Annotated in this window: 27 protein-coding genes and 1 pseudogene; 14 read left to right on the top strand and 14 right to left on the bottom strand. The window is 46.0% G+C overall.

The genetic code is table 11. From position 1 onward, the window contains the following. From AACV78_RS02750 to AACV78_RS02740, 3 genes and pseudogenes are all read left to right on the top strand, one after another. A pseudogene (locus AACV78_RS02750) lies at positions 1-215 on the top strand (hypothetical protein); the annotation flags it as partial. A gap of 124 nt (positions 216-339) precedes the next feature. Next, positions 340-531: a hypothetical protein gene (locus tag AACV78_RS02745; protein WP_228042058.1), complete on the top strand. Its 192-nt coding sequence runs from the start codon at positions 340-342 to the stop codon at positions 529-531. Positions 532-602: 71 nt separating this feature from the next. Next, positions 603-857, top strand: coding sequence for a hypothetical protein (locus tag AACV78_RS02740; protein ID WP_194013156.1), 255 nt, complete (start codon positions 603-605; stop codon positions 855-857). Between the two features lie 129 nt (positions 858-986). On the opposite strand, the gene AACV78_RS02735 is transcribed toward AACV78_RS02740, so the two are convergent. Next, positions 987-1115, bottom strand: coding sequence for a hypothetical protein (locus tag AACV78_RS02735; RefSeq protein WP_255513065.1), 129 nt, complete (start codon positions 1113-1115; stop codon positions 987-989). 89 nt (positions 1116-1204) lie between these two features. Here AACV78_RS02735 and AACV78_RS02730 point away from each other — a divergent pair, with 89 nt between their 5' ends. Both AACV78_RS02730 and AACV78_RS02725 read left to right on the top strand, forming a co-directional pair. Then, positions 1205-1375 (top strand): hypothetical protein, encoded by a 171-nt coding sequence (locus tag AACV78_RS02730; protein ID WP_228042057.1) that lies wholly within the window; start codon positions 1205-1207, stop codon positions 1373-1375. A gap of 79 nt (positions 1376-1454) precedes the next feature. After that, the gene (locus tag AACV78_RS02725) at positions 1455-1709 is read left to right on the top strand and encodes a hypothetical protein (protein ID WP_194008003.1); all 255 of its coding nucleotides are present in this window, start codon (positions 1455-1457) and stop codon (positions 1707-1709) included. A gap of 76 nt (positions 1710-1785) precedes the next feature. On the opposite strand, the gene AACV78_RS02720 is transcribed toward AACV78_RS02725, so the two are convergent. Further along, complete coding sequence (locus tag AACV78_RS02720) at positions 1786-2469, bottom strand: class I SAM-dependent methyltransferase (protein ID WP_194008004.1); 684 nt, start codon at positions 2467-2469, stop codon at positions 1786-1788. A 427-nt stretch (positions 2470-2896) separates the two neighbouring features. Between AACV78_RS02720 and AACV78_RS02715 the strand changes: the two genes are divergently transcribed. Next, the gene (locus AACV78_RS02715) at positions 2897-4756 is read left to right on the top strand and encodes a polysaccharide biosynthesis/export family protein (RefSeq protein ID WP_194008005.1); all 1860 of its coding nucleotides are present in this window, start codon (positions 2897-2899) and stop codon (positions 4754-4756) included. A 209-nt stretch (positions 4757-4965) separates the two neighbouring features. Here AACV78_RS02715 and AACV78_RS02710 read toward each other — a convergent pair whose 3' ends face one another. Beyond that, complete coding sequence (locus AACV78_RS02710) at positions 4966-5703, bottom strand: SGNH/GDSL hydrolase family protein (RefSeq protein ID WP_194008006.1); 738 nt, start codon at positions 5701-5703, stop codon at positions 4966-4968. A 151-nt stretch (positions 5704-5854) separates the two neighbouring features. Between AACV78_RS02710 and AACV78_RS02705 the strand changes: the two genes are divergently transcribed. Together AACV78_RS02705 and AACV78_RS02700 are read left to right on the top strand one after the other, a co-directional pair. Then, positions 5855-6178, top strand: a complete 324-nt coding sequence (locus tag AACV78_RS02705; protein WP_194008007.1) for a polymorphic toxin type 24 domain-containing protein — start codon at positions 5855-5857, stop codon at positions 6176-6178. A gap of 5 nt (positions 6179-6183) precedes the next feature. Beyond that, positions 6184-6642 carry a hypothetical protein gene (locus tag AACV78_RS02700; protein WP_194008008.1) on the top strand — a complete coding sequence of 153 codons (459 nt, stop codon included), beginning with the start codon at positions 6184-6186 and terminating at the stop codon, positions 6640-6642. On the opposite strand, the gene larE is transcribed toward AACV78_RS02700, so the two are convergent. The 3 genes from larE to AACV78_RS02685 all read right to left on the bottom strand — a co-directional run bounded on the left by larE (position 6643) and on the right by AACV78_RS02685 (position 9347). Next, a complete protein-coding gene (larE, locus tag AACV78_RS02695; protein ID WP_194008009.1) occupies positions 6643-7470 on the bottom strand; it encodes an ATP-dependent sacrificial sulfur transferase LarE in 828 nt (275 codons plus the stop codon). A gap of 140 nt (positions 7471-7610) precedes the next feature. Then, positions 7611-8411: a Uma2 family endonuclease gene (locus AACV78_RS02690; protein WP_194008010.1), complete on the bottom strand. Its 801-nt coding sequence runs from the start codon at positions 8409-8411 to the stop codon at positions 7611-7613. Positions 8412-8573: 162 nt separating this feature from the next. Further along, positions 8574-9347: an ABC transporter permease gene (locus AACV78_RS02685; RefSeq protein ID WP_194008011.1), complete on the bottom strand. Its 774-nt coding sequence runs from the start codon at positions 9345-9347 to the stop codon at positions 8574-8576. Positions 9348-9396: 49 nt separating this feature from the next. Between AACV78_RS02685 and AACV78_RS02680 the strand changes: the two genes are divergently transcribed. Continuing rightward, entirely contained in the window at positions 9397-9552 is a 156-nt protein-coding gene (locus tag AACV78_RS02680) for a hypothetical protein (protein ID WP_194008012.1), read from the top strand. A gap of 214 nt (positions 9553-9766) precedes the next feature. On the opposite strand, the gene AACV78_RS02675 is transcribed toward AACV78_RS02680, so the two are convergent. Together AACV78_RS02675 and fraC are read right to left on the bottom strand one after the other, a co-directional pair. Next, positions 9767-10765, bottom strand: coding sequence for a DUF5357 family protein (locus tag AACV78_RS02675; protein ID WP_194008013.1), 999 nt, complete (start codon positions 10763-10765; stop codon positions 9767-9769). 5 nt (positions 10766-10770) lie between these two features. Beyond that, entirely contained in the window at positions 10771-11292 is a 522-nt protein-coding gene (gene fraC / locus AACV78_RS02670; protein ID WP_194008014.1) for a filament integrity protein FraC, read from the bottom strand. 161 nt (positions 11293-11453) lie between these two features. Here fraC and AACV78_RS02665 point away from each other — a divergent pair, with 161 nt between their 5' ends. The 4 genes from AACV78_RS02665 to AACV78_RS02650 all read left to right on the top strand — a co-directional run bounded on the left by AACV78_RS02665 (position 11454) and on the right by AACV78_RS02650 (position 14876). Then, positions 11454-11687, top strand: a complete 234-nt coding sequence (locus AACV78_RS02665; protein WP_339383440.1) for a hypothetical protein — start codon at positions 11454-11456, stop codon at positions 11685-11687. 4 nt (positions 11688-11691) lie between these two features. After that, positions 11692-11916 carry a cob(I)yrinic acid a,c-diamide adenosyltransferase gene (locus tag AACV78_RS02660; protein WP_339383443.1) on the top strand — a complete coding sequence of 75 codons (225 nt, stop codon included), beginning with the start codon at positions 11692-11694 and terminating at the stop codon, positions 11914-11916. 626 nt (positions 11917-12542) lie between these two features. Further along, the gene (locus AACV78_RS02655; protein WP_194008015.1) at positions 12543-14486 is read left to right on the top strand and encodes a calcium-binding protein; all 1944 of its coding nucleotides are present in this window, start codon (positions 12543-12545) and stop codon (positions 14484-14486) included. A 186-nt stretch (positions 14487-14672) separates the two neighbouring features. After that, complete coding sequence (locus tag AACV78_RS02650) at positions 14673-14876, top strand: hypothetical protein (protein ID WP_194008016.1); 204 nt, start codon at positions 14673-14675, stop codon at positions 14874-14876. 214 nt (positions 14877-15090) lie between these two features. Here AACV78_RS02650 and AACV78_RS02645 read toward each other — a convergent pair whose 3' ends face one another. Together AACV78_RS02645 and petN are read right to left on the bottom strand one after the other, a co-directional pair. After that, the gene (locus AACV78_RS02645; protein ID WP_194008017.1) at positions 15091-15279 is read right to left on the bottom strand and encodes a CsbD family protein; all 189 of its coding nucleotides are present in this window, start codon (positions 15277-15279) and stop codon (positions 15091-15093) included. 152 nt (positions 15280-15431) lie between these two features. Next, positions 15432-15521: a cytochrome b6-f complex subunit PetN gene (petN, locus tag AACV78_RS02640; RefSeq protein ID WP_071883976.1), complete on the bottom strand. Its 90-nt coding sequence runs from the start codon at positions 15519-15521 to the stop codon at positions 15432-15434. Positions 15522-15603: 82 nt separating this feature from the next. On the opposite strand from petN, the gene AACV78_RS02635 reads away from it, so the two are divergent. Next, on the top strand, positions 15604-16107 hold the full coding sequence (locus AACV78_RS02635) for a hypothetical protein (protein ID WP_194008018.1): 504 nt from the start codon (positions 15604-15606) through the stop codon (positions 16105-16107). A gap of 109 nt (positions 16108-16216) precedes the next feature. Here the strand turns inward: AACV78_RS02635 and AACV78_RS02630 are convergent, their stop codons facing one another. The 4 genes from AACV78_RS02630 to bioA all read right to left on the bottom strand — a co-directional run bounded on the left by AACV78_RS02630 (position 16217) and on the right by bioA (position 20255). Further along, the gene (locus AACV78_RS02630; RefSeq protein ID WP_194008019.1) at positions 16217-16894 is read right to left on the bottom strand and encodes an SDR family oxidoreductase; all 678 of its coding nucleotides are present in this window, start codon (positions 16892-16894) and stop codon (positions 16217-16219) included. A 212-nt stretch (positions 16895-17106) separates the two neighbouring features. Then, entirely contained in the window at positions 17107-17754 is a 648-nt protein-coding gene (locus AACV78_RS02625) for a methyltransferase domain-containing protein (RefSeq protein ID WP_194008020.1), read from the bottom strand. Positions 17755-17889: 135 nt separating this feature from the next. Beyond that, entirely contained in the window at positions 17890-18933 is a 1044-nt protein-coding gene (gene bioB, locus AACV78_RS02620; RefSeq protein ID WP_194008021.1) for a biotin synthase BioB, read from the bottom strand. A 17-nt stretch (positions 18934-18950) separates the two neighbouring features. Continuing rightward, positions 18951-20255, bottom strand: coding sequence for an adenosylmethionine--8-amino-7-oxononanoate transaminase (gene bioA, locus AACV78_RS02615; protein WP_194008022.1), 1305 nt, complete (start codon positions 20253-20255; stop codon positions 18951-18953). Positions 20256-20339 lie beyond the last annotated feature (84 nt).

Below are 20339 nucleotides of genomic sequence, written 5' to 3'. Positions count from 1 at the left end.
TAAAATGTTGGTATCATTATTTTTTGGATAGGCAAGCGTGTAACAATTATGCTGCCTATCTTTTTTTAGCACACATTGGCTCAATCCTCACCACCTCTGGGTTTCAGGCTGGTTGTTACCCCCCCAGGTCGTATACAAAAAGAGCTGATTTTCTTCGTTTGATTAGCGCTAGAAAAGTAATACGAGTGGAGCGAGAAATTTATGAAGAAGGATGAAACAGCGATGGACGATGAGCTTCGGTCGGAATATGATTTGAGAAAGTTGCGTGTAAGAAGAGTTGGATCTGGACGCCAGACATTGGGTGGTGCAAATATTCATTGATCGCCGAATGTTGCAGAGATGTTTCCCGATTCTGAAGCAGTGAATGAAGCTCTGCGGTTTTTGATTAGAATTAGTGGAGAAATTGACACAGCAAACGAGTTTCAACCCCTCAGCGAAGAACAAACGATCGCCCAAAGTCTCGCAGCCTTGCAAGATTACCAGACAAGACAGGCCGAAGGATCGCCTCCGAACAATGGGCAGATAGTTTAGGAAGCGATCGTTTTGGCTACCTATGCCAAAATAGAGTTACAAAATAAAGTTAACCATTCATCATAACTTTTATGACCCTTACACTCACCTTACCCCCCAAACTCGAAGCACTGCTCCGCCAACGGGCTGAAAGTACAGGACAAGATATAACAAGTATTGCCTTAGCTGTTCTCGCGTTCGGACTTAGCTTTGATGAAAGCGATTTCTTCGAGGCATTAGAAGGGATTCAACACGGACTTGATGAGTTCGATAGGGGCCAATTTTCTAGTCTGGAAGAATTTATAGATCGACAAAACCAGAAATACGGACTTTCTTTGGAACCATGATCTATCGCATTGACTTTTCCAGTACAGCTCAATCTGAAGCTGATGCAGCGTTTCTGAACTTTTCCCAATTCACGACTCCCGAACTCTTGGCGAACCCCAAGAAGAGGCATAACTTTATGCTTAGCTTATCTAATTTTTGGGAAATAAGCGATCGCGAATTCCCTTCGCCCGGTAACTTCTTCCAGTCTGCAGAGGCGGACATCGTTTGTACAGCCGCGAATTTCCTTCGCCCGGTAACTTAATTTGTATAGAACCCATTTGACATCTTTGAATTTTTGGGTGGGGTGACGATAAATATATTTTGACGAAAAAGGCGAGAAACCGGGTTTCTATGAGTTTTTGGTTGGGTGACGATAAATATAGAGAGAAACCCGGTTTCTGAGATTTACGAAAAAGGCGAGAAACCGGGTTTCTATGAGTTTTTGGGTTGGGTGACGAGAAATATAGAGAGAAACCCGGTTTCTGAGATTTACGAAAAAGGCGAGAAACCGGGTTTCTATGAGTTTTTGGTTGGGTGACGAGAAATATAGAGAGAAACCCGGTTTCTGAGATTTACGAAAAAGGCGAGAAACCGGGTTTCTATGAGTTTTGGGTTGGGTGACGATAAATATAGAGAGAAACCCGGTTTCTGAGATTTACGAAAAAGGCGAGAAACCGGGTTTCTCTGAGTTTTTGGGTTGGGTGACGAGAAATATAGAGAGAAACCCGGTTTTTGAGATTTACGAAAAAGGCGAGAAACCGGGTTTCTCTGAGTTTTTGGGTTGGGTGACGATAAATATAGAGAGAAACCCGGTTTCTGAGATTTACGAAAAAGGCGAGAAACCGGGTTTCTATGAGTTTTTGGTTGGGTGACGAGAAATATAGAGAGAAACCCGGTTTCGGAGATTTATGAATAGATATCAAATGGTTATATAGACGCAAATTACATTCACATCCTAACTCGCATCATCTTATTTCCACCTTTTTGAAACTCATAAGGAGCCTCTTGAATTTCCACGCGAAAATTTCTGTTTTTCAACTCGGCAACAATCGGGTTTAAATGCTCGGATTCCTCCCCGCTAAAACTTTGCAACAGCGGAAACACCCGAACTTCCTTCGCAACCCGACACATTTCTGTAATCGCTTGCAAATGAAACTCTTCCGCAAGTAAATGAGAATAAGTAAATAAGAAATGGCTGCACAAAGCTAAATCAAACTGACCGTCATTGAAAGGCAAAATCGGCAATTCAGCATTCATGTAGCGGCCTTGCTCCAAACCAGAGGGAAAATCTGCTAAAAATTCCTGCATCGCCTTCATCCGTACTTCGCCTAGCTGGTAGGGCGATTCAAAACTGTTCCACAAATAGCCGTCTACATTGGCCTTAACGCCCTCAATCACAGTTTGATATGTTTCTTGGATGCGATCGCCAATTTCCACCGCCGTAAACTGATACACTGGATCGCAAGAAATTACCTTTTTACCTTGGCGAGTCATTTCGGCATTGAAACTCGCCGGGCCGCCCGCACAATCAAGAATTCCTAGCTTGAGATCGGTTGATGTTAAGCTAAACATTCCTATGTATTCATCCAAGCAGCGTCCCCAAGGAATTACTTTATCCAATTTTAGTGACACTTGTTCTTTGTCCTGCAGAGAGAATTATTTAATATTTTACATCAACAGGACTTGCGCGGATCAGTTCAAAAACCCAGTTTCTTCATCAATGTATCGAGAAAGCAGCCACTATTTTCAAAGAAACCGGGTTTTTGTAGGGGGTAGTGCGACCCCTACTCCCCGTGCCTACCCCCTCCACTCTAGCAGGTTGATTTGTATCCTGAGTTGTGTATAAATAATTTTGGTCAAATAAGCTCCTAATTCTAACAACAGTTGGCTGGCTTTACAGTTTCTTTACAAAAAACGCTCTCGATTGCCTCACAATTTTATGATTCCACCTGTGGATTTTGTAACCAAGCGAGGCTACACTAGACAACAGGGAAAATAACTTAAAATCAACGGGCTAACTTGCTCTCATTCATTGGCAGGCTGCAACCAGGAAACAAAGATGAAACATACCGTTAAAACCGCTACAAATCTGAGTTTGTCAGCCCTCCTGGTGCTGAACAGTTCGCTGCCTGGTATAGCTCAGTTGCCTGCAGTCAGAAATCCTGCACCCAGCGCCAACCCAAACCAGCGGAGAGTACCGCCTCCTCCTCCTCCGGGTTCGAGTTTGCCTCTAGGAAATTCGGGTGGGCTGACACAAGAAGCAGCTTATACTTTAGGTTCGGGCGATCGCATTGCTTTAGATATCTTCGGCGTTCCAGAATTCAGCAAAGAATATCAAGTGTTAGTTGACGGGACGCTCAATTTACCAATCATTGGCAGCGTCTCAATTCAAGGATTGACGCTGCAACAAGCCGCTAACGTCATTACCAAGCGCTACGAACCCTTCATTAATGTTCCCGTTGTCACCGTGACTCTGATGCTCGCTCGCCCCCTAAATATAGGTATTGCAGGTGAAGTTACTCGCCCCGGTTCCTACAAAATTAATCCCGCCAGAGAAGGAAGCGGAGGAGGAGTAAAATTTCCGACTTTGATGGAAATGCTGCAACTTGCAAAAGGTGTGACGTCAGCAGGAGATATGCGAAACGTCCAAATTCGCCGTTCCCGCAGAGGAGGTGCTGAGCAAGTTACTACTGTTGTTAATTTGCAGGATTTTTTAGACACGGGAAATTTGAGCCAAGATGTCACGATCCGAGATGGCGATACAATTTTTGTACCGACAGCAAGTGCCCTCAATACTCAAGAAGTCCGTCAAAGAGCCAGTGCTAATTTTTCCGCTGATATTACTAAACCAATTGGTGTGGTAATTGTCGGCGAAGTGAACCGGCCAGGGCCTTATACTGTATTTGCTTCGGATGTGCGATCGACCAACCAACAAACAGAGTTGAGTTTTGTATCTATCGACCAGCAGCAAGGGGCAGTTGTGGGCTTGCCAACAATAACTAGAGCCCTCAAAATTGCCGGCGGTATCACTACAGAAGCCGATATCCGTCGCGTACAAATCCGCCGCCAAGTCAAAGGCGGCAACGAACAAACCATCATGGTAAATCTGTGGGATTTGCTGCAAAAAGGCGACTCTACTCAAGATATTTTGCTGCAAGAAGGAGATAGCGTAATTATCCCGACAGCATCTACTGTAGACTTGACTGAAGTTTCCCAAATTGGAAGTACGAGTTTCTCTCCAAACGCTATTAGCATCAATGTTGTGGGGGAAGTAATCAGGCCTGGAGCTTTACTGGTTAAACCCAGTACATCCCTGCACCAAGCTTTGCTCACTGCAGGCAGTTTCAATCAATTGCGGGCGAAAAAAGATAAGGTGGAACTGTTGCGTTTGAACTCCAACGGTACTGTTACTCGCCGCACTATCGATGTGGATTTTGCTCAAGGGTTGAATCCTGACAATAATCCAGTTCTCCGCAACAATGATGTGATTCTCGTAGCGCGATCGGGCTATACCAGAGTAGGAGACAATATCAACAGTTTCTTGCAGCCAGTGATAGGAGTTGCAACAGGGATCAACGCTGTTAGCGGAGTTTTTACTGGGTTTCAAACAACTATCAACGCTTTTCAAAACTTATTTTTGGGAGGAGATTTCGAGCGGCGAAATCAACTCAGACAGATTCGCGAACAACGTCAAGACAGACAAGAACAACGTGAAGACAGACAGCTAGAGAGACAGATACAACGTGAAGACAGACAGCAGCAAGCTGAAGACAGACAGCAGCAAGCTGAAGACAGACGCTTGCAACTTGAAGACAGACAGCGACAAATAAATGTTGAAAATCAGCAACTTCAACTTCAGCAGCAACAACTTCAGCTACAGCAAATGCAGCCGCAGCAAATTCAGCCCATGAATCCTTGATATCTAATCACGTCAAATAACCGTTAGATCGTGTCCGATCGATTTACCGCGATCCAGGAACCATTTCTGTTATAGCAATCAACCGGACACGCTCTCAAATCGAAAAATGGCAAATCTCAACTTCTCACCTTTTTGAGAAAAGCTACAACTATTAGACTTCTCCCACAATGCTTGGGGAGGAGGCATTCGGCAAGCTCTTTACAGGGTTTTTAGGAAAAGTATATTATATTGTCAAAACTGCGGGTTGTTAAGGGAGAATTTAAAATATCTAACAAAACTTTTCTGTATATATCTAAACCTTTGGCATTGAGGTGAACGCCATCAATTGTTAAATCTGAATTCAGAGCTTTGTCCTTAAATAAGGCTTGTATGCCGCTAGATTCCACGGTGATATTTTCTTCGGCTGCTACTTTATTGATGAGAACATTGATTTCGTCAACTCTAGCAATTGTTCCTGCAAATTTAGGATTGTGGCTGGCGGCAAGAGTTGAATAAAAAGCAGGAATTAGAATAATCTGTTTGCTGCCGATCGATCGCATAATTGCGATCGCCTCTTTCAAATTGCTGACAAACTGCTCGTCGCCAATGCCATACATAGCATCATTTGTGCCGATCGCCAAAATCGATTTTTTGCAGGTAAAGCCCTGCGGCACTACCAATTTTAGCTGTTCTAGCAGCGAAACAGAGCTCATGCCGCCGATCGCAAAATTAAAGTTTTTTTCTCCCAAAGAATCGCCCAGGGCCGAAGAAATAGAATCGCCCCACACGCAACCTTCATATTGCTGCTCTTTAATTTGCTGCACCTGATTGTAAACCGAAGCTTGCCACCAGAGTGCAGAACTAACAGTGTCCCCCGAAGGTTGCGGGTTAGCCAACCCCCGAAACGGGATGTACGCGGACAACAACAAAGCCAAGACGGCCGAGATTAATTTAAATTTAAATTTCATAAAACTTGCTGCTACTCTTGCTGCTACTCTTGCTGCTACTTTAGTTTATGCTATTGCTTTAATTCAGGGGCGATGTCACGAATATTGTTGCCCAGATTATTCACCCATACATATATCAAACTGAGGTCGCAAAGTAATTTAGGACTTATATATGTCTAAACCAGTGGACTGGACAGTTGGCATCCCCGCTAGCACCCTTATAGCCGTCGGAACCCAGGTAAGTGGCAGATTTCCTCTAGATGGAGTAAGTGCCCAAAACTTACTCTACCGCATGGATGGCAAGAACATTACCAGCTATATCGTATACGATGACAGTGGACGGGCAATTAAGCGAGTAGACTTGACAGGAAGGGCTCATGCAAATGTGCCGACACCTCACGCCGTTGAATACAAACACAACCAAAACTCAGCAGGAGACATTTACGTGCAAGCTGAGAAAACAGTTAGGCCAGCTAGATTGGATGAAATACCCTAGAAATTATGTTCATCGAACAAATATCCTTGAATGCAGATAAACTCAGCGATTTCCAGCAGTGGAAAAAAGCCAACGGCGATGATTTTTCACTCTGGGATTATCTTTTTGGATCTGCTAATATTGAAATTGCCATAGCTTTCACAAAACTATTCTGGCCAGATTTTGTCGAACATGAAGGCGGCATCTTTTTGTCCGAAGCCTTTAACAGTCAAATCTACGAACAGTGGAAAATCGAACTGGGGAATGATGTCGCTGCAATTGAGCAGGTGATGAACCACCAGCACGTTGATGACATTCTCCCCGGTGCCCAAAACGCTAGCAGTGAAAATTTATTGTATTTAGGACAAGCATTAGCTCAGATGTGGGAAAGTCGCCTAAAATCGCTTTATCCTCAGCGCCGTTTTCAAGTTAAATGCGATCGCGACGAAGACACGGTTGTAGTGACATTTTTTCAGGATAATTAATCAACCTTTCGCCCCCAAAAGCTCAGGTTGCAAAACCTGATTTAATTTCCCGCTGCGAAACCCCTCCAAATCCAAAGTCGCGTACACAAAACCAAACTCCTGAAACACCGCTACCAATGCAGGCAAATCTGCCTTTAACACAAATTCCTTAATTTCCTCGGCGGGTAACTCAATGCGGGCCGTATCTCCGTCCGATCGCACCCGCAAATTTTTCAGCCCCAACTGTCGCAAATACCGTTCGGCGCGCCCCACTCTTTGCAACTTCGCAACAGTGATTTCTTCGCCGTAGGGAAAGCGCGAACTCAAACAAGGTTGAGCCGGTTTGTCCCACCAAGGCAAACCCAATTCTTTTGCTAACTGCCGCACTTCAAATTTAGTCATGCCGACTTCTGCTAAAGGCGATCGCGCGCCGCGTTCCTTCGCAGCCTGAATTCCCGGACGGTAATCCTTTAAATCGTCTGCATTCACCCCATCCACCACATAAGGATAACCCTTTTCTAGTGCTAGCGGTTTCAAAGTATCGTGCAGTTCGCTTTTGCAGAAATAGCAGCGATTAACTGGGTTAGAAGTGTAATTGGGATTGGCCATTTCCTGAGTTTCTACTTCCTCGTGGACAATGCCAATTTCTGCGGCTTGAATGCGCGCGTCTTCTAAATCTTCTGGCAGTAGAGACGGGGAAACTGCGGTAACTGCCAAAGCGCGATCGCCCAAAACGTCCCAAGCAATTTTTGCCACCAAAGTGCTGTCAATGCCGCCAGAGTAGGCAATCAGCGCCCGTTCCATCTGCGCGAAAATATTTTTTAATTGTTCTGATTTTTGAGCTAACATAATTTCAACTTTTTGTTACATTACAAACACAGGATCGAGAAACCAGACGAAACAAAAAGATATCAAAGCCGATCGCGATCTGTTACCTTCTTGCCGCTTCTTGACATCCGTTACATCTGCTGCCGAACTTCCTTCTCGTGCTATTCTGGATCGATACCGAGGGCTGCCAATCTCGCCAAAAGTTCTTGATTTCGCTGTCTTTCTTGTTCCAGCAGCGTCTCGGCTAACTCTTTGTCTTGCTGTTGGCGATCGGCCCGCTGGCGTTCGTTTTCCGCCCGCTGGCGTTCGTTTTCGGCCCGTTCTTCCGGCCACAAAAGTAACTCTCCTCCCGCATTCCACCAGCGCAGCCAAGAGCCCGTTCTACCTTCGCGAGTTCCCTCCCAAACTCCCAAAAATAGATTTAATCCAGGTATTAAATAACGCCCGTTTTCATCGGGATTTTGATTGTCGTAACGATCGGATTCTAGCGCATAAACTTCTATTCTGCCCGTATGCGGTCGAAAAATCACATAGCGAGGAACTTTGATTACTTGTTCGTAAAAAAACCATTTGCCGATTTCTTCTGTGTGTTCGACAGAATATTCATCGCCGTAAGTAGCTGACAGAAATTCCATCACTACAAAGGGAACTGTTCCTTCGGTATGAGGCGTGTAACTGCGGCGCGGATAGCTGTGGGGCCAAGGCTGCACGGGCCGCACGTACATCCAGTCTGGGGCTTTGCAAATAGTGCGATCGTCCACAGCCGCGCACAAAGCAAAATTAGAAACTATTAGTGCGTCTTGGATTAGTTCCGGGGAATCCACTACAGACTGGCGCAAACCGTGAGCTAGCAAGGGATGGTCTGTATCGTCTACAGGGTCATCTGGTAGGATAAAATCATCGGGCAGCAGGGGCCAAGTAATCTTTAGCTGCGATATCGGTTTTTGAATTACAGCAGTCATAAGTCACCTCATTTTACCCATAAAAATTTGAGTTTTAGTCGAGATGGGCGATCGACAACCTTCTCTATATTTTAGCGCGCTAATACGAGCGTAAAATAGGTTTGTAGTCAGGACTTTAGTCCTCAGTACAAACTATTGCCTCGGCGGTGTCCAATGCGCGTTTTAAAATTCTCGGCGGGAAAATATGGCGATCGCAACTGACAGCAGCACCACCACATACAGCAAACCGTAGCCAGCATCTGTAATCAAACCCGCCAAGTAAGGAACTTGTCCGTAAACAGCATCATTTTTTAAATTGAATCTGGCTAAATCCGGCAAAACCAGATAAAGTCCCATCATCAATTGTTCAATGCCAGGATTTTTAGTTAACTTACCCACAGCCACCAAATCCCGCGTCGAATGTCCCATCAAATAAACGCCAAATGTCAGTAAAGCTGCCAGCAGCGAACTGCTAAATACCCCAAATAAAATCCCGACACCAGCCATGAGACACAGCTCAAACCAAATAAACAGCGAAGCAATTAAAATGCTTTCCAAAGGGTAAGGAATCCGGCTAAAACTCAAAATAACCAGATAGACAACAGTCATGGCCGCTACAAGCACAAATAGCACCGCCGACAGCCCTAAGTGCTTGCCTACAATTAACTCAGCCCGACTTATCGGTTTAGCAACTAACAGGTAAACAGTCCGCTTTTCAATTTCTTTGTTGACCAGTTCGGTAGCCACAAACACTGTGGCAATTAGACCGAGAATGCTCATACCAGCCAAACCGATATCTAAGATAATTTTCTTCTCGGTTGTCGCGGCCAATTCGGGTATCAAGCGTACCGCTGCTCCCATCAACAGAGCAAAAATAATAATTATGTAAAGGATGCGATCGCGAATTACTTCCCAAAATACATTAATTGCGACTGTCAATATTCTTCTCAAATTCATCTAGTTATAAACCCGCTGGAAACTTTCGTCATATTTTAGTTGAAGGAAGATGGAAGAAGGAAGATGGAAGATGGAAGATGGAAGAAGGAAGATGGAAGAAGGAAGAAGAAAGATGGAAGAAGGAAGAAGGAAGAAGGAAGAAGTCAGTAGGGGCGGTGGAGGGTGCGTGCCCGCCCTCCTGCCGTCATTAGTCATTAGTCATTAGTCATTAGTCCTGTCGCCCGCGAGCTTTCCGTCCAACGTCATCAGGAAGAAGGAAGAAGGCTTGGGAGCATCTCATTTTTGTAAAAAGCATTTTTTTAATTATAGTGCGAGTTCTTAAGCTCGCACTATAATTAAACGCAAAACACCAGATGATCCCGAAGCGAAGCTTCGGCTTGCGGGCCAATCTCCCCATCTCCCAACCGCCAGAGACCGGATCAAACCTGACTGTCTACCGCAGTTCCATCTTTTTTGAGTCCGGGTTTTGAGCGTTTGATAGCGTCGCAGGTTACAGTCGCCCGATTGGCTGTATCGAACACCTCGCAAGACTTGGTAAACGAATATATTTCCGGTCGAAAAACCAGCCCCATCCAGGTTGCTTGCATCTCTAACTGATAGCGCGACTGTCCTTGAACGATCGAAGTTTTGACATCCCAGCTACCATCTTCTGGGACTGTCCCAATTGTTCCTAATGCTTTATTCTTGAGAAAAAATCGCTCATTGTCAATATCTATTAACATTTGTTCAACCTGCGGCCACGGTTTGGTGCGGGCTTCATTTTTTACGTATCGCTCCATTGCATTGAGGATGACAACTCCTCGGGAACGATTAATAGTTGGCTGTTGAAATGTCACCACATAATCGCTTTTTCTCAAATCCTGCGATAAAATGCTCGGATACTGTTGTATCCAACTTTGAACTAAAAAATGAAATGTAAACCAACAGGAAAATGTTACATGAATTAGAGTAATCATCAAAAACTGAGGGCGCATCAACTCTCTGATACTTTCCCGTTTTGAATCGCTCTTCCAAACCCTGATTATTGCAAGAACTACTACTGCTATAATCGGCCCGGATATCCAGGCTATTTCCTTCTTGTCCGACGGCAATCTGATCAGCAACCACAATCCAATTAAGATGCTTGTCACCCACGGACTCAGGCTTACTCCTTTAATCACAAAAGGTGCTTGGCTGGTCAGCAAACCCATTGACAGTATAAAAAATAACCAGCTCATATCAAACATCAGAGTTCTTGTCTGCCAGTCAGTGACTGCCGCCACTGCCAGCAAACCTAAAAAGATGCTGAGCAGTAAAGGGGTTTTCCAGTGGACAACTCTAGGCGGAATCATCGCCTTTTGAACTTTTTTATTGGCTTCCCACAGGTTGTTCGTCACCTTAGTGAGTTGCTGAGTGACATCCAAAAATTGCTTCATCATATATTTCAATTATTGACGCTTTCCACAAACAACACTGTTAAAATAACGATATTGCTAACAGTATGGGCGATTAAAACTGCTCCAAACTGAGTAGTTACTTGAAAAGTTTTTTTGAGAGGACGGCGGGTGAGAGTCGGCGGCCCTAAAAACTGAGGTTTGGAAGCTTTTTTGTTACCTAAAACCCAGTTTTCTATAATTTGTAAACTCTGCCATTTTGCTAAAAAAGTGATCGCCAATAATAAGACGGCAATCATAGTTATGGTAGGGTAAAGACTCGGATTTCCGCCTAATAACATATAACCGATTAGCTCTTCCCGCAAATCTTTGGGAAGAATGCTTTCTATGCCGAAGAAAACTAACCAACCTACGCAAGTGCAAGCGAGATTGAGGATGGCTGTATATTCAACGCTGGTTTTGGGGCCTAGTTTCAGTAGTTTTTGCAGAAACCACGATTCGATCGCGATCGCCAAAAATATAATTAAAACTTGCACCAAAACAATCCGAAATGGGAAAACATTTGCAATCATAAGCTTTCAGGTATATCAGCCCAGGTGAGATTTTAATTGTACAGCACCAGCGGAATCATCAAGAGCTGCTGGTCTTAGCCCTCAAGATCCTTCGATCGATCGCCCTTTTGAACATCAGGTGGTAGCACTTATCCTATAATCTTTTGAGATCCGCCTGCACAATGGCAACATTCAACATTCAAGGCGCGCGATCCCAAGTACCCACCCCGAACAAGACTCAAATAACAGAAGAGGCGGCGATCGCCAGCGGTACGGCCAAGTTAGCCGCAGTTAGTAGATCGCCAGCGGTGCGGCGCAGATGCTATAGTTTGGCGGGAACAGCAAGAGCTAGATTGCATAGAAGCAGAACGCGGCTGGGAAATTGCTACAATGGCGATCGCCAGCGGCTAGTATAAAACTATCGTTCTCGACGAACTCAATCCCACAGTAGACTTAGAACTGCTGCCGGTAGAGCCGATCGTCCAAGCCCTGCTGCAGAAGCCCCGCGATACTGAAATCATTATCACCGGGCGCTGTCACAAACCCCACGCTGACCATGACTTGGCAAGCGTACACTCCGAGGTATACTGTCACAAACACTACGGCGATCGGGGCGTAGAATTCAAACGGGGTGTAGACTTTTAAACCCCAAAGTGGCGCGGAGTTCAATCCGAGCCAGTTATTTAAAAGCCAATACGCTTGAGTTAACAGGGTTTGTTTCCAAAGAACTCCCTACTCGACCCCTACTCCCCAAAAAAAAGGGGACGCAAGAGAAAACTCTTGTCACCCCATTTTGAACGGAAGCTAGGGAACAAGCTAAGGAGCGATCTTAATGAAACCGTATTGATTTAAAAACGGCCCTGCCTGAAAAACCGGAAATTGCCACAAAGCCTTGTTACTAAGTAACCAATCCCTGACTTTTCATTGTCTGGCGATCGCAGCGATCGACCGATCTTAATCTTGAATTTCCTCCCCCGGAGGCGATCCCCGACCGCAAATCCAGAATGGAACATTAATAAAATGAGGTGCGTCTTCTTGAGCGTGAGCATCAGAGACAGCCCACAAGGATTATTAAAGGGTGAAGACATTGAAAATAAAAGCTTACAAGCAAAAAGTCGGGGAGGGAGAAAGTCTAGACACGGTTAACGCCAGTAGGCTAGACTTGCGGCTGGCAAACAGGTTAAACTACAGCGGCATCCAAACATTCGGTGTTCTAGGCAGTGTCTGTAGTCGCGAAAGCGATGACCAACAAGTATGAGGAGTGAAGCTGTATGACAACTTTAAGTGACGATCCTAATCAATTAGATTTAAACCTTCCCGGACTGGGCCCCGATACAATATTCGCCGGAGCCGGAGCGGATTTCGTAAGAACTTCCACCCTGGGCGGCAGTTTAATATTTGGTCAAGGCGATAACGATACCTTGGTTTCCGTCGGCCCGAACGACACCATATACGGCGGCGAAGACGAAGATTCCATCAGATCCCAGCGCACTCCCGCCTTGCTGTTTGGCGACGGAGGCTCAGACACCATAGTTGCTGAAGCCCGCGCTACCGTGTACGGCGGTGCGGGAGAAGACTTCCTGCAAGGTACTGTCGAAGCTAACCTCATATTTGGTAATGAGGACGCGGATACGATCTTGGGAGGAGCGCAGAGAAGAGACTCGCTCTACGGCGGCAAGGGCAATGACGCGATCGGCTTCTTCATCGCAGGGGGTGGCAACAACCTTTCTTTACCCGGTGGCTTGGCTATTGGCTTCGCTGGCAATGAAGGCAGCAACTACTTGCGGGGCGACTTAGGCGACGACTTGGTTGTAGGTATCAATCAGAGAGACAGTCTCTTCGGCGGTAAAGGTAACGACACCCTGACAGGTGTCGCCAGCAGCAGCTACTTGTCGGGCGATCTTGACAACGATACTTTAGTTATTACCAACACTACCCAAACAAGCCCGTTTGCTTCCAACGTCATCACGATCGGCATTGAGAAAACCACCTTGATCGGCGGTGGGGGCAACGATTCCCTCTACGGCGCGATCGGCGACTTTGGCACCGGCAGAAACCTCTATGACGGCGGCGACGGCAACGACACGATCAGGGTTTTTGCCACGCAGGATACCGCCTTGGGAGGAGCAGGCGACGACTTCATTACGTCTGCGACGGTCACTGTGCTTTCGAGCGTAGGCGCGCAGAGTTCATTTCCCGGCTTTGCGGGTCGGAACTTGCTCGACGGCGGCGAGGGCAACGATACCATCGTTGCAGCTTTTTCGACTGACACAATGATCGGTGGCGGTGGCAATGACACCTTGAGTGGCTTCTTTGCTCAAGCCTTCGGTGGAGATGGCGACGATACGATCGATGCCTCTTCTGCCAGTAATACTGGGCGGATTAGTCTCGACGGCGGCCTGGGCAATGATTTCTTAATTGGCAACAGCACCTCCGGTGTCACCAACTTCATGAACGGCGGTGAAGGAAATGACAGCATCACTTTTGGCACCACGGGCGATAAATTAATTGGCTCGTTTGGCGGTAACGACACCATCTCCTACGCTGTCGGTGTCAACTTTACCGGTATCACAACCACAAACGTGATTACCGATAACTTAGGCAGCAACTTCATCACCGGCGGCAACGGCAATGATTCGATTACTACCGGTTCCGGCGACGACATCCTGTTCGGCGGCCCCACCAATCTTGTTACCGCAGGAATTGACGGGAACGATACCTTAAATGCTGGTGGTGGAAACGACACGCTGTTGGGCGGCTTTGGAGACGACTATTTGATCGGAGGAGACGGCAACGACTCTCTCGGCGGCGGGCCCGGTGCAGACACGCTGATTGGCGGCTTCGGCAGTGACAGCTTCTACTACCAGAACGGCACCGAGGGCTTCAGCGGTACTAACGCAGACCAGATCGGTGATTTTACTGCAGGCGTAGACAAAATAGTCTTGGATAGCAATGCCTTCGGCTTGGGTACAGTGGATGGGCCGAGCCGACCTGGTTCCCAACAGTTCTTAGTGATTGACGAAGGGGAATACAACGGTCAGGGCGGGCTAAATGGGCAATCACCACTCCTGATCTATGAAAATCGACTGAACGTAAACGACAACACAGGTCGCTTGCTGTACGACCCTGACGGTTCAGGAGCGCTGCCAGCCGTTACACTGGCAAACCTCAACGGCAAACCAGGCTTGACGGTGACTGATATTGTGCTGATTTAATTTAGGTGGCAGCGGGTAAGGTGGGTTTGGAAAAAGCCATCGCCCGCGCCAACTCTAAAAACTAATTGTGCTATGTTTCGAGCTAGGGATATCAATCCCTAGCTTTTTTATTGGCAGCGATTTTGAGGGACTCGGCGGTTGAAACCGATCGCATACAAAGCAAGTCCACCTCCGTGGAGTGATATCATGTCCGATGCAATAACGGCAATAAGTCAGGAAGGCGTTGCTGATTTACGGTATGAAAGGCTAAATATGCAAGTCATAGAAACCAGAATCCACAAAACTTCTGAATTTTCAACTTATTTTTTTCATACCCTGATTAAGCAACGCCACTGTCAACAGTCAACAGCCAACAGTCAACAGTCAACAGTGAATTTACTATTCCGATGAAGAGAGGATTTGATATCATACCAATTTCATAAAGTAGCGCTAAACATTACCCCCCCAACCCCCCCTTATTAAGGGGGGGAGTAAGACTTCATCCATAGCACATATGAAAGAAAAATGGTATCACCCATCCTACAAGTTTGCGCCAACAAAAAAAGCCAGCAAACAATATGTTTGCTGGATTGAGTAGGCAGGAAAAATTTAGCAAATACTGTGACTAAGCTCTATCTACAATCTCTTTTGCTTTATCTTTGAGGTCTTCTTTCAGGTGCATTGCTGAGGCTTGGTCCTGCTTGGCTTGACCCTCTAATTTATCTTTTTGATCCCCTGTAACTTCGCTCACAGCTTCTTGGATTTTGCCTTCAATATTCTTAGCTGTAGCTTCCACTCTGTTTTCAATGTTCATGATTTTTTATATAAACTCTACAATTACCAACATAGAATTTTAAAGTTGAGTCTGTATCCGTCTTGAGATAGATTTGCGGTTAATGCCTAGGGCGGAAAAGGCTAGCATTTCTAGGTGCAGACGCGGTTCCAACCGCCGTCTGCATCTGGAATCTAGAAACCGTTGCGGCCCCAAATTACCATTGAAATTGAGAAGGAGAACAGAACTAGCACCGAAACCCAACCGAGTGACAAAATATCCATAGCTATTTATTGAACTAACTGTACAAAGTGACTTCAACCCTTATGATAAGTCAATTTGAGCCATTTTTGAAATGAGGGCGCTGTGAAGGACTCGTCAAATTTTAGTTTCGCTGAACGGGTAGAATCTTTGAAAGCAGGGACTGTTGCTGCTTTGTCTTGTTTTTGTGGTTTTGGGGCGATCGCCCTGGTTAACAGCTTAATCCTAGCCCGTTGGTGGGATTCTCTGGCGAGCTTGCAGGTAATGGCCGTTGACCTAAATTTTGCCTTCAGAGGAGTGATGGTGCTTTTGGGCGGTTTCTTATTCGGCGTTACCTACCGCTACGCTATCCGGTGCGATACTAACCCGCACCTTAAATCTGGTGTGGTGTTGGCTTTTGGGCTGGTGCGGGCTTTTGGACAGTTGGATGCGGGACTTTCTTTTGAGGCGGGGGAAATACCTGGTTTCCAGGAGTTATTGCCGTTTGCGGTTGGTGCGGTGGAGAGCGTGGTATTGTTTGCGATCGCGCGTTTGGTGTTGGATTGGGCGATCCTCTTCGAGGGCTTCGCTAACGGGCGATCGTTGATTAAACCCTTCGGGCGATCGTAGACAATATCATATCCGGTCGTGCGATCGCAAAAACAGTTCGATCGCGCGTGCGGACTTTAATCCGCTCCAATTTGCGGACTAAAGTCCGCATTACCAACTAATAGCCTTTTTATTTCAAACCTAATACCTCATATTCTAAATTGCCGTAAACCATTTGCTTGTCTACCGCCGACAAAACCTTATTGTTAGCAGCATCAGAAACTAAACACCGACAAACTAAATCCGCTACATCCGCCCGGTGAATCGTTCCCGCCACCCGACAATCTTCCGTTAAAACACCGTTCCCCGTCGCCGGTTCCGATTTCAATCCGCCCGGACGAATCACAGTATAAATCATCCCGCTTGCTATCAAATGATTTTCCGCTTTTTCCTTTTCAATTAACACCGGGCGCAAAGTTTCTAAAGCTTGCGGCGGCAAAGCAGCGGCAGTGTTACCGCTGCCGATGGATGAAACTAAAATAAACTTTTGCACGCCTGCTTTGACAGCCGCATCAATCAAGTTTTTGTTGCCCAAATAATCGGCTCTTTCCCCATCCTTGGGCAAGCCGCCAACGGTGCTGATTGCAGCATGAATTGGTTCGCCTCCAGCCATTGCAGCTTCCACAGCCGCTGCGTCCAAAGCGTCGCCAGTCACGACTTTGATGCCCATTGTTTCTAATTCGGTGCGGTGGTTGGGCGATCGCAAAAGTGCAGTTACTTGCATCTTTTGTGCTATGAGACATTTTGCGATTTCTAAGCCAACACCTCGGCTAGCACCTGCTAAAAAAACATGGAATTTCTCTGTCATTATTTATTACCTTAAATTCACAACATTTTTTATTATACAGCAATCACCAAAATGATTTTGCTGTTTTTCATTAGTTCCATCGTAAAAATTGTCAATTGATAAATCAACTTTAGATTCAAAGCAAATAATTTCAAAATTGTTTGGTATGAATGGAGATTTATCTATTTTTGAAACACAAGCAGTCGATCATTTCTGATTTGTTCATTAAATCACTAAATCATTCTTCCTTCTTCCTTCTTCCTTCTTCCTTCTTCCTTCTTACCAACGATTACTACCCAAGATTGAGCTTCGCGCGGTAAGCCGGGGGGGCGGTAGTAGTGGCTGACAATTGCAAATCCTGCTTGTTCTAAACAAGGTGCTAAAGTTTCGTATTCCCATCCTGCAGTGTAGCGTTTTCCGGTCGGTCGCTCGTCGTAGCCTTCCCAATTTCCCCGGCACATTGACATGACAATTGCACCGCCCGCAACTAAGGCTTTGTGCAAATTTTCGAGCACTTTTACCATTTTGTCGCTGGGAACGTGAATCAGGGAAGCATTGGCAAAAATACCGTCAAATTCGGCCTTTGGTAAGTCGAGATTTAGAAAGGATTGCTGCCAAACTTCGCAGCCGGATAACTTTTTTGCTATTTCTACAAAAGCCGGAGTTGCATCTAAGCCTACAACTGTGTGTCCTTGGCTTTTAAACGCGACTAAATCTCGTCCTGGGCCGCATCCTATATCGAGGATTTTACCGGGATTGCGGGGCATGGCAGCGGTGAGTGCGGATCGATTTTGGGATACGTCGTGATGCCATGTTCCTTGCAGGAAAGATTCGGCGGTTGCTTGGTATTCTGCGATCGTAATTTCTTCGCGTTTGTCCACAATTTCCCCCTCTTGTAGGATTTTAGATTCGAGATTGAAGAATCTCAACCGTAGAGACACGGCACTGCCGTGTCCTATTCTATTTAATCTACCATTTCCTACTCTATTTCATCCGATTGAAAACTGCTATAATAGTTAAACAACCAGGGTTTTTTGTGCGGATTTGGTAACTGCTGAATCAACTTCTAAGAGAGAACCTTCGGGAGATTCGATCGCAAATCCTGCATCTCGAATCATATCCCAATCTTGATGTGCAGCTTGTCCGGGAGTAGTCAGATAATCGCCCACAAAAATAGAATTAGCTGCGTAGAGTCCCAGGGGTTGCAAGGAACGCAAATGCACTTCGCGTCCCCCAGCAATCCGAATTTCTTGGCTGGGAAGCAAAAATCGGAACATACAGAGAATTCGCAAACATTGGCGGGGATTTAATGTGTTTAAACCTGCAAAGGGCGTACCGGGAATCGGAATGAAAAAGTTGACGGGTACGCTAGTAACGCCCAATTTTCGCAGGGAAAGCGCTAAGTCTATCGCATCATCATCCGATTCGCCCATCCCCAAAATGCCGCCGGAACAAGTGGTGATTCCCGCTGCTTTTACGTGTTCGACGGTTTCGACCCGATCGCCAAAAGTGTGAGTTGTGCAGATGTCCGTGTGATATGATTCGGAAGTATTGAGATTGTGATTTACGCGATCGACTCCAGCTTTAGCCAAACGGTGAGTTTGTTCCTCGCTCAACAACCCCAAACAAGCGCAGATTTTTAGGTTGTAATTTGCCTTCACAGTCTCGACAGCATCCAAAACGCGATCGAAAGTAGATGCGTTGGGTTGGCGGCCAGAAATTACCAAACAAAACGTACCAGCTTTTAAATCTGCCGCGCGCCCGGCCGCCTCCAGAATTTTTTCCTTAGCTAAAAGCGGATATTTTTCTATTTCTGCAGTCGAGATTTTGGACTGAGAACAATAATGGCAATCTTCAGGACAAAGGCCACTTTGAGCGTTTAGCAAATAGTGCAATCTGACGCGGTTTCCCCAGTAATGGCGGCGCACCCGATAAGCTGCGTTTAGTTGTTCCAGCAAAACCTCATCCGGCGCGCGCAATACGGCTAAAGATTGCTCGCGAGAGATACATTTGCCCGCCAGCGCGTCGTCAGCCAAATCGTTCCAATTGGGTAAATTCATCACTAAAATTAAAGAGTTTACAAAGTATCCAAAACCTGACGAATCTCCCGATAAATCGATTCTAATTCATCGGGAGAAATGCAGTAGGGAGGCATCAAGTAAAGCGTATTTCCCAAGGGGCGGAGCAAAAAACCCGCTTCGAGAAATCTGGCTTTCAACATAGGAGCGATGTCATTAAAATAACCGGAACTGCTTTCGGTTTTGACATCCATTGCTGCAATGGTGCCGCAAGTCCGAATCCGTTCGAGTTTAGGATGATTTATCAGCCATTGATTCAGGTATTTGCGGTGCAGTTTTTCCATCCCTTGATACACATTTGGGTTTTGCTCCAAAAGCTCCAAGGATGCTACACCCACCGCACAAGCTAAAGGATTTCCGGTGTAAGAATGACCGTGATAAAAAGCTTTGTCCGATTCATCTCGCCAGAAAGCTTGATAAATATCCTCCGAAGCCATTGTGACAGAAAGTGGCAAACAGCCGCCAGACAATCCCTTAGACAAACACATGATATCCGGTGCAGTTCCCGATTTAACCGAGGCAAACAGTTCGCCCGTGCGGCCAAAACCAGTCATCACTTCATCGTAAATCAACAATACATTAAACTGGCGGGCCATTTGTGCGATCGCCCGCAAAAACTCAGGGCGGCACATTCGCATTCCCCCAGCACCTTGCACCAAAGGCTCAATAAAAATTCCCGCACAGCCGCCCTGCTGCAACAAAAACTCCAACTTCTCCAAACTCTCCGCCTCCTTGCTTTCCACCTCCGCATCCCCGTCAAAAGTCGCCGGAAAAGGCACAACATCCCCAGGAAACATTAAAGGCGCAAAAGGCTCCCACCACAGCGAACTTCTGCCAGCAGACATCGCGCCCACAGTATCGCCGTGATAACCTCCCTCAAAACTAATAAAGCTAGTGCGGTTAGTTTCTCCGACATTTAGCCAATATTGAAAAGCCATTTTCAGAGCAACTTCAACAGCAGTCGAACCGTTATCCGAAAAAAAGATTCGCGTCAAAGAATCAGGCGTGTGACTTATCAATTTATCAGCAAGTTTCTGGGCTGGTTCGTGAGTAAATCCCGCAAAAATTACGTGTTCCAACTTTTGAGCTTGTGCGTAAAGAGCCTCAGCAAGAACCGGATGACTGTGCCCGTGAATCGTCACCCACCAACTAGAAATACAGTCGAGAATTTGCCGCCCGTCTTCTAATTCCAGCAGCGCTCCTTTACCGCGAATTACCTTCAGCGGCGCAGGAGCAGTTTTCATTTGCGTGAAGGGCTGCCAAATCGGTGAACTCGAAGAAATATGCTCCTGATTAGCCGTCATATTTACCCATCTAACTAACATCAACTCCCCTTGTAATATAGCAACTTTCACTCACTTATAAACTTTTTATTCCTTCTTCCCTCT

It is taken from the genome of Tychonema sp. LEGE 07196, assembly GCF_963890365.1.
In the GTDB taxonomy this organism is placed as follows: domain Bacteria; phylum Cyanobacteriota; class Cyanobacteriia; order Cyanobacteriales; family Microcoleaceae; genus Microcoleus.
Note: the sequence above shows the minus strand (reverse complement) of the source record. Positions and strands in the feature narration are given on the sequence as shown.

Coding starts and splice junctions, on each gene's coding strand:
- AACV78_RS02655 (WP_194008015.1), top strand. CDS start 12,543: ATGACAACTTTAAGTGACGATCCTAATCAATTAGATTTAAACCTTCCC.
- bioA (WP_194008022.1), bottom strand. CDS start 20,255: ATGACGGCTAATCAGGAGCATATTTCTTCGAGTTCACCGATTTGGCAG.
- AACV78_RS02630 (WP_194008019.1), bottom strand. CDS start 16,894: ATGACAGAGAAATTCCATGTTTTTTTAGCAGGTGCTAGCCGAGGTGTT.
- AACV78_RS02665 (WP_339383440.1), top strand. CDS start 11,454: ATGGCAACATTCAACATTCAAGGCGCGCGATCCCAAGTACCCACCCCG.
- AACV78_RS02675 (WP_194008013.1), bottom strand. CDS start 10,765: ATGATGAAGCAATTTTTGGATGTCACTCAGCAACTCACTAAGGTGACG.
- AACV78_RS02705 (WP_194008007.1), top strand. CDS start 5,855: ATGTCTAAACCAGTGGACTGGACAGTTGGCATCCCCGCTAGCACCCTT.
- AACV78_RS02685 (WP_194008011.1), bottom strand. CDS start 9,347: ATGAATTTGAGAAGAATATTGACAGTCGCAATTAATGTATTTTGGGAA.
- larE (WP_194008009.1), bottom strand. CDS start 7,470: ATGTTAGCTCAAAAATCAGAACAATTAAAAAATATTTTCGCGCAGATG.
- AACV78_RS02690 (WP_194008010.1), bottom strand. CDS start 8,411: ATGACTGCTGTAATTCAAAAACCGATATCGCAGCTAAAGATTACTTGG.
- fraC (WP_194008014.1), bottom strand. CDS start 11,292: ATGATTGCAAATGTTTTCCCATTTCGGATTGTTTTGGTGCAAGTTTTA.
- AACV78_RS02680 (WP_194008012.1), top strand. CDS start 9,397: ATGGAAGAAGGAAGATGGAAGATGGAAGATGGAAGAAGGAAGATGGAA.
- bioB (WP_194008021.1), bottom strand. CDS start 18,933: ATGAATTTACCCAATTGGAACGATTTGGCTGACGACGCGCTGGCGGGC.
- AACV78_RS02735 (WP_255513065.1), bottom strand. CDS start 1,115: ATGGGTTCTATACAAATTAAGTTACCGGGCGAAGGAAATTCGCGGCTG.
- AACV78_RS02650 (WP_194008016.1), top strand. CDS start 14,673: ATGTCCGATGCAATAACGGCAATAAGTCAGGAAGGCGTTGCTGATTTA.
- petN (WP_071883976.1), bottom strand. CDS start 15,521: ATGGATATTTTGTCACTCGGTTGGGTTTCGGTGCTAGTTCTGTTCTCC.
- AACV78_RS02645 (WP_194008017.1), bottom strand. CDS start 15,279: ATGAACATTGAAAACAGAGTGGAAGCTACAGCTAAGAATATTGAAGGC.
- AACV78_RS02715 (WP_194008005.1), top strand. CDS start 2,897: ATGAAACATACCGTTAAAACCGCTACAAATCTGAGTTTGTCAGCCCTC.
- AACV78_RS02745 (WP_228042058.1), top strand. CDS start 340: ATGTTTCCCGATTCTGAAGCAGTGAATGAAGCTCTGCGGTTTTTGATT.
- AACV78_RS02710 (WP_194008006.1), bottom strand. CDS start 5,703: ATGAAATTTAAATTTAAATTAATCTCGGCCGTCTTGGCTTTGTTGTTG.
- AACV78_RS02740 (WP_194013156.1), top strand. CDS start 603: ATGACCCTTACACTCACCTTACCCCCCAAACTCGAAGCACTGCTCCGC.
- AACV78_RS02700 (WP_194008008.1), top strand. CDS start 6,184: ATGTTCATCGAACAAATATCCTTGAATGCAGATAAACTCAGCGATTTC.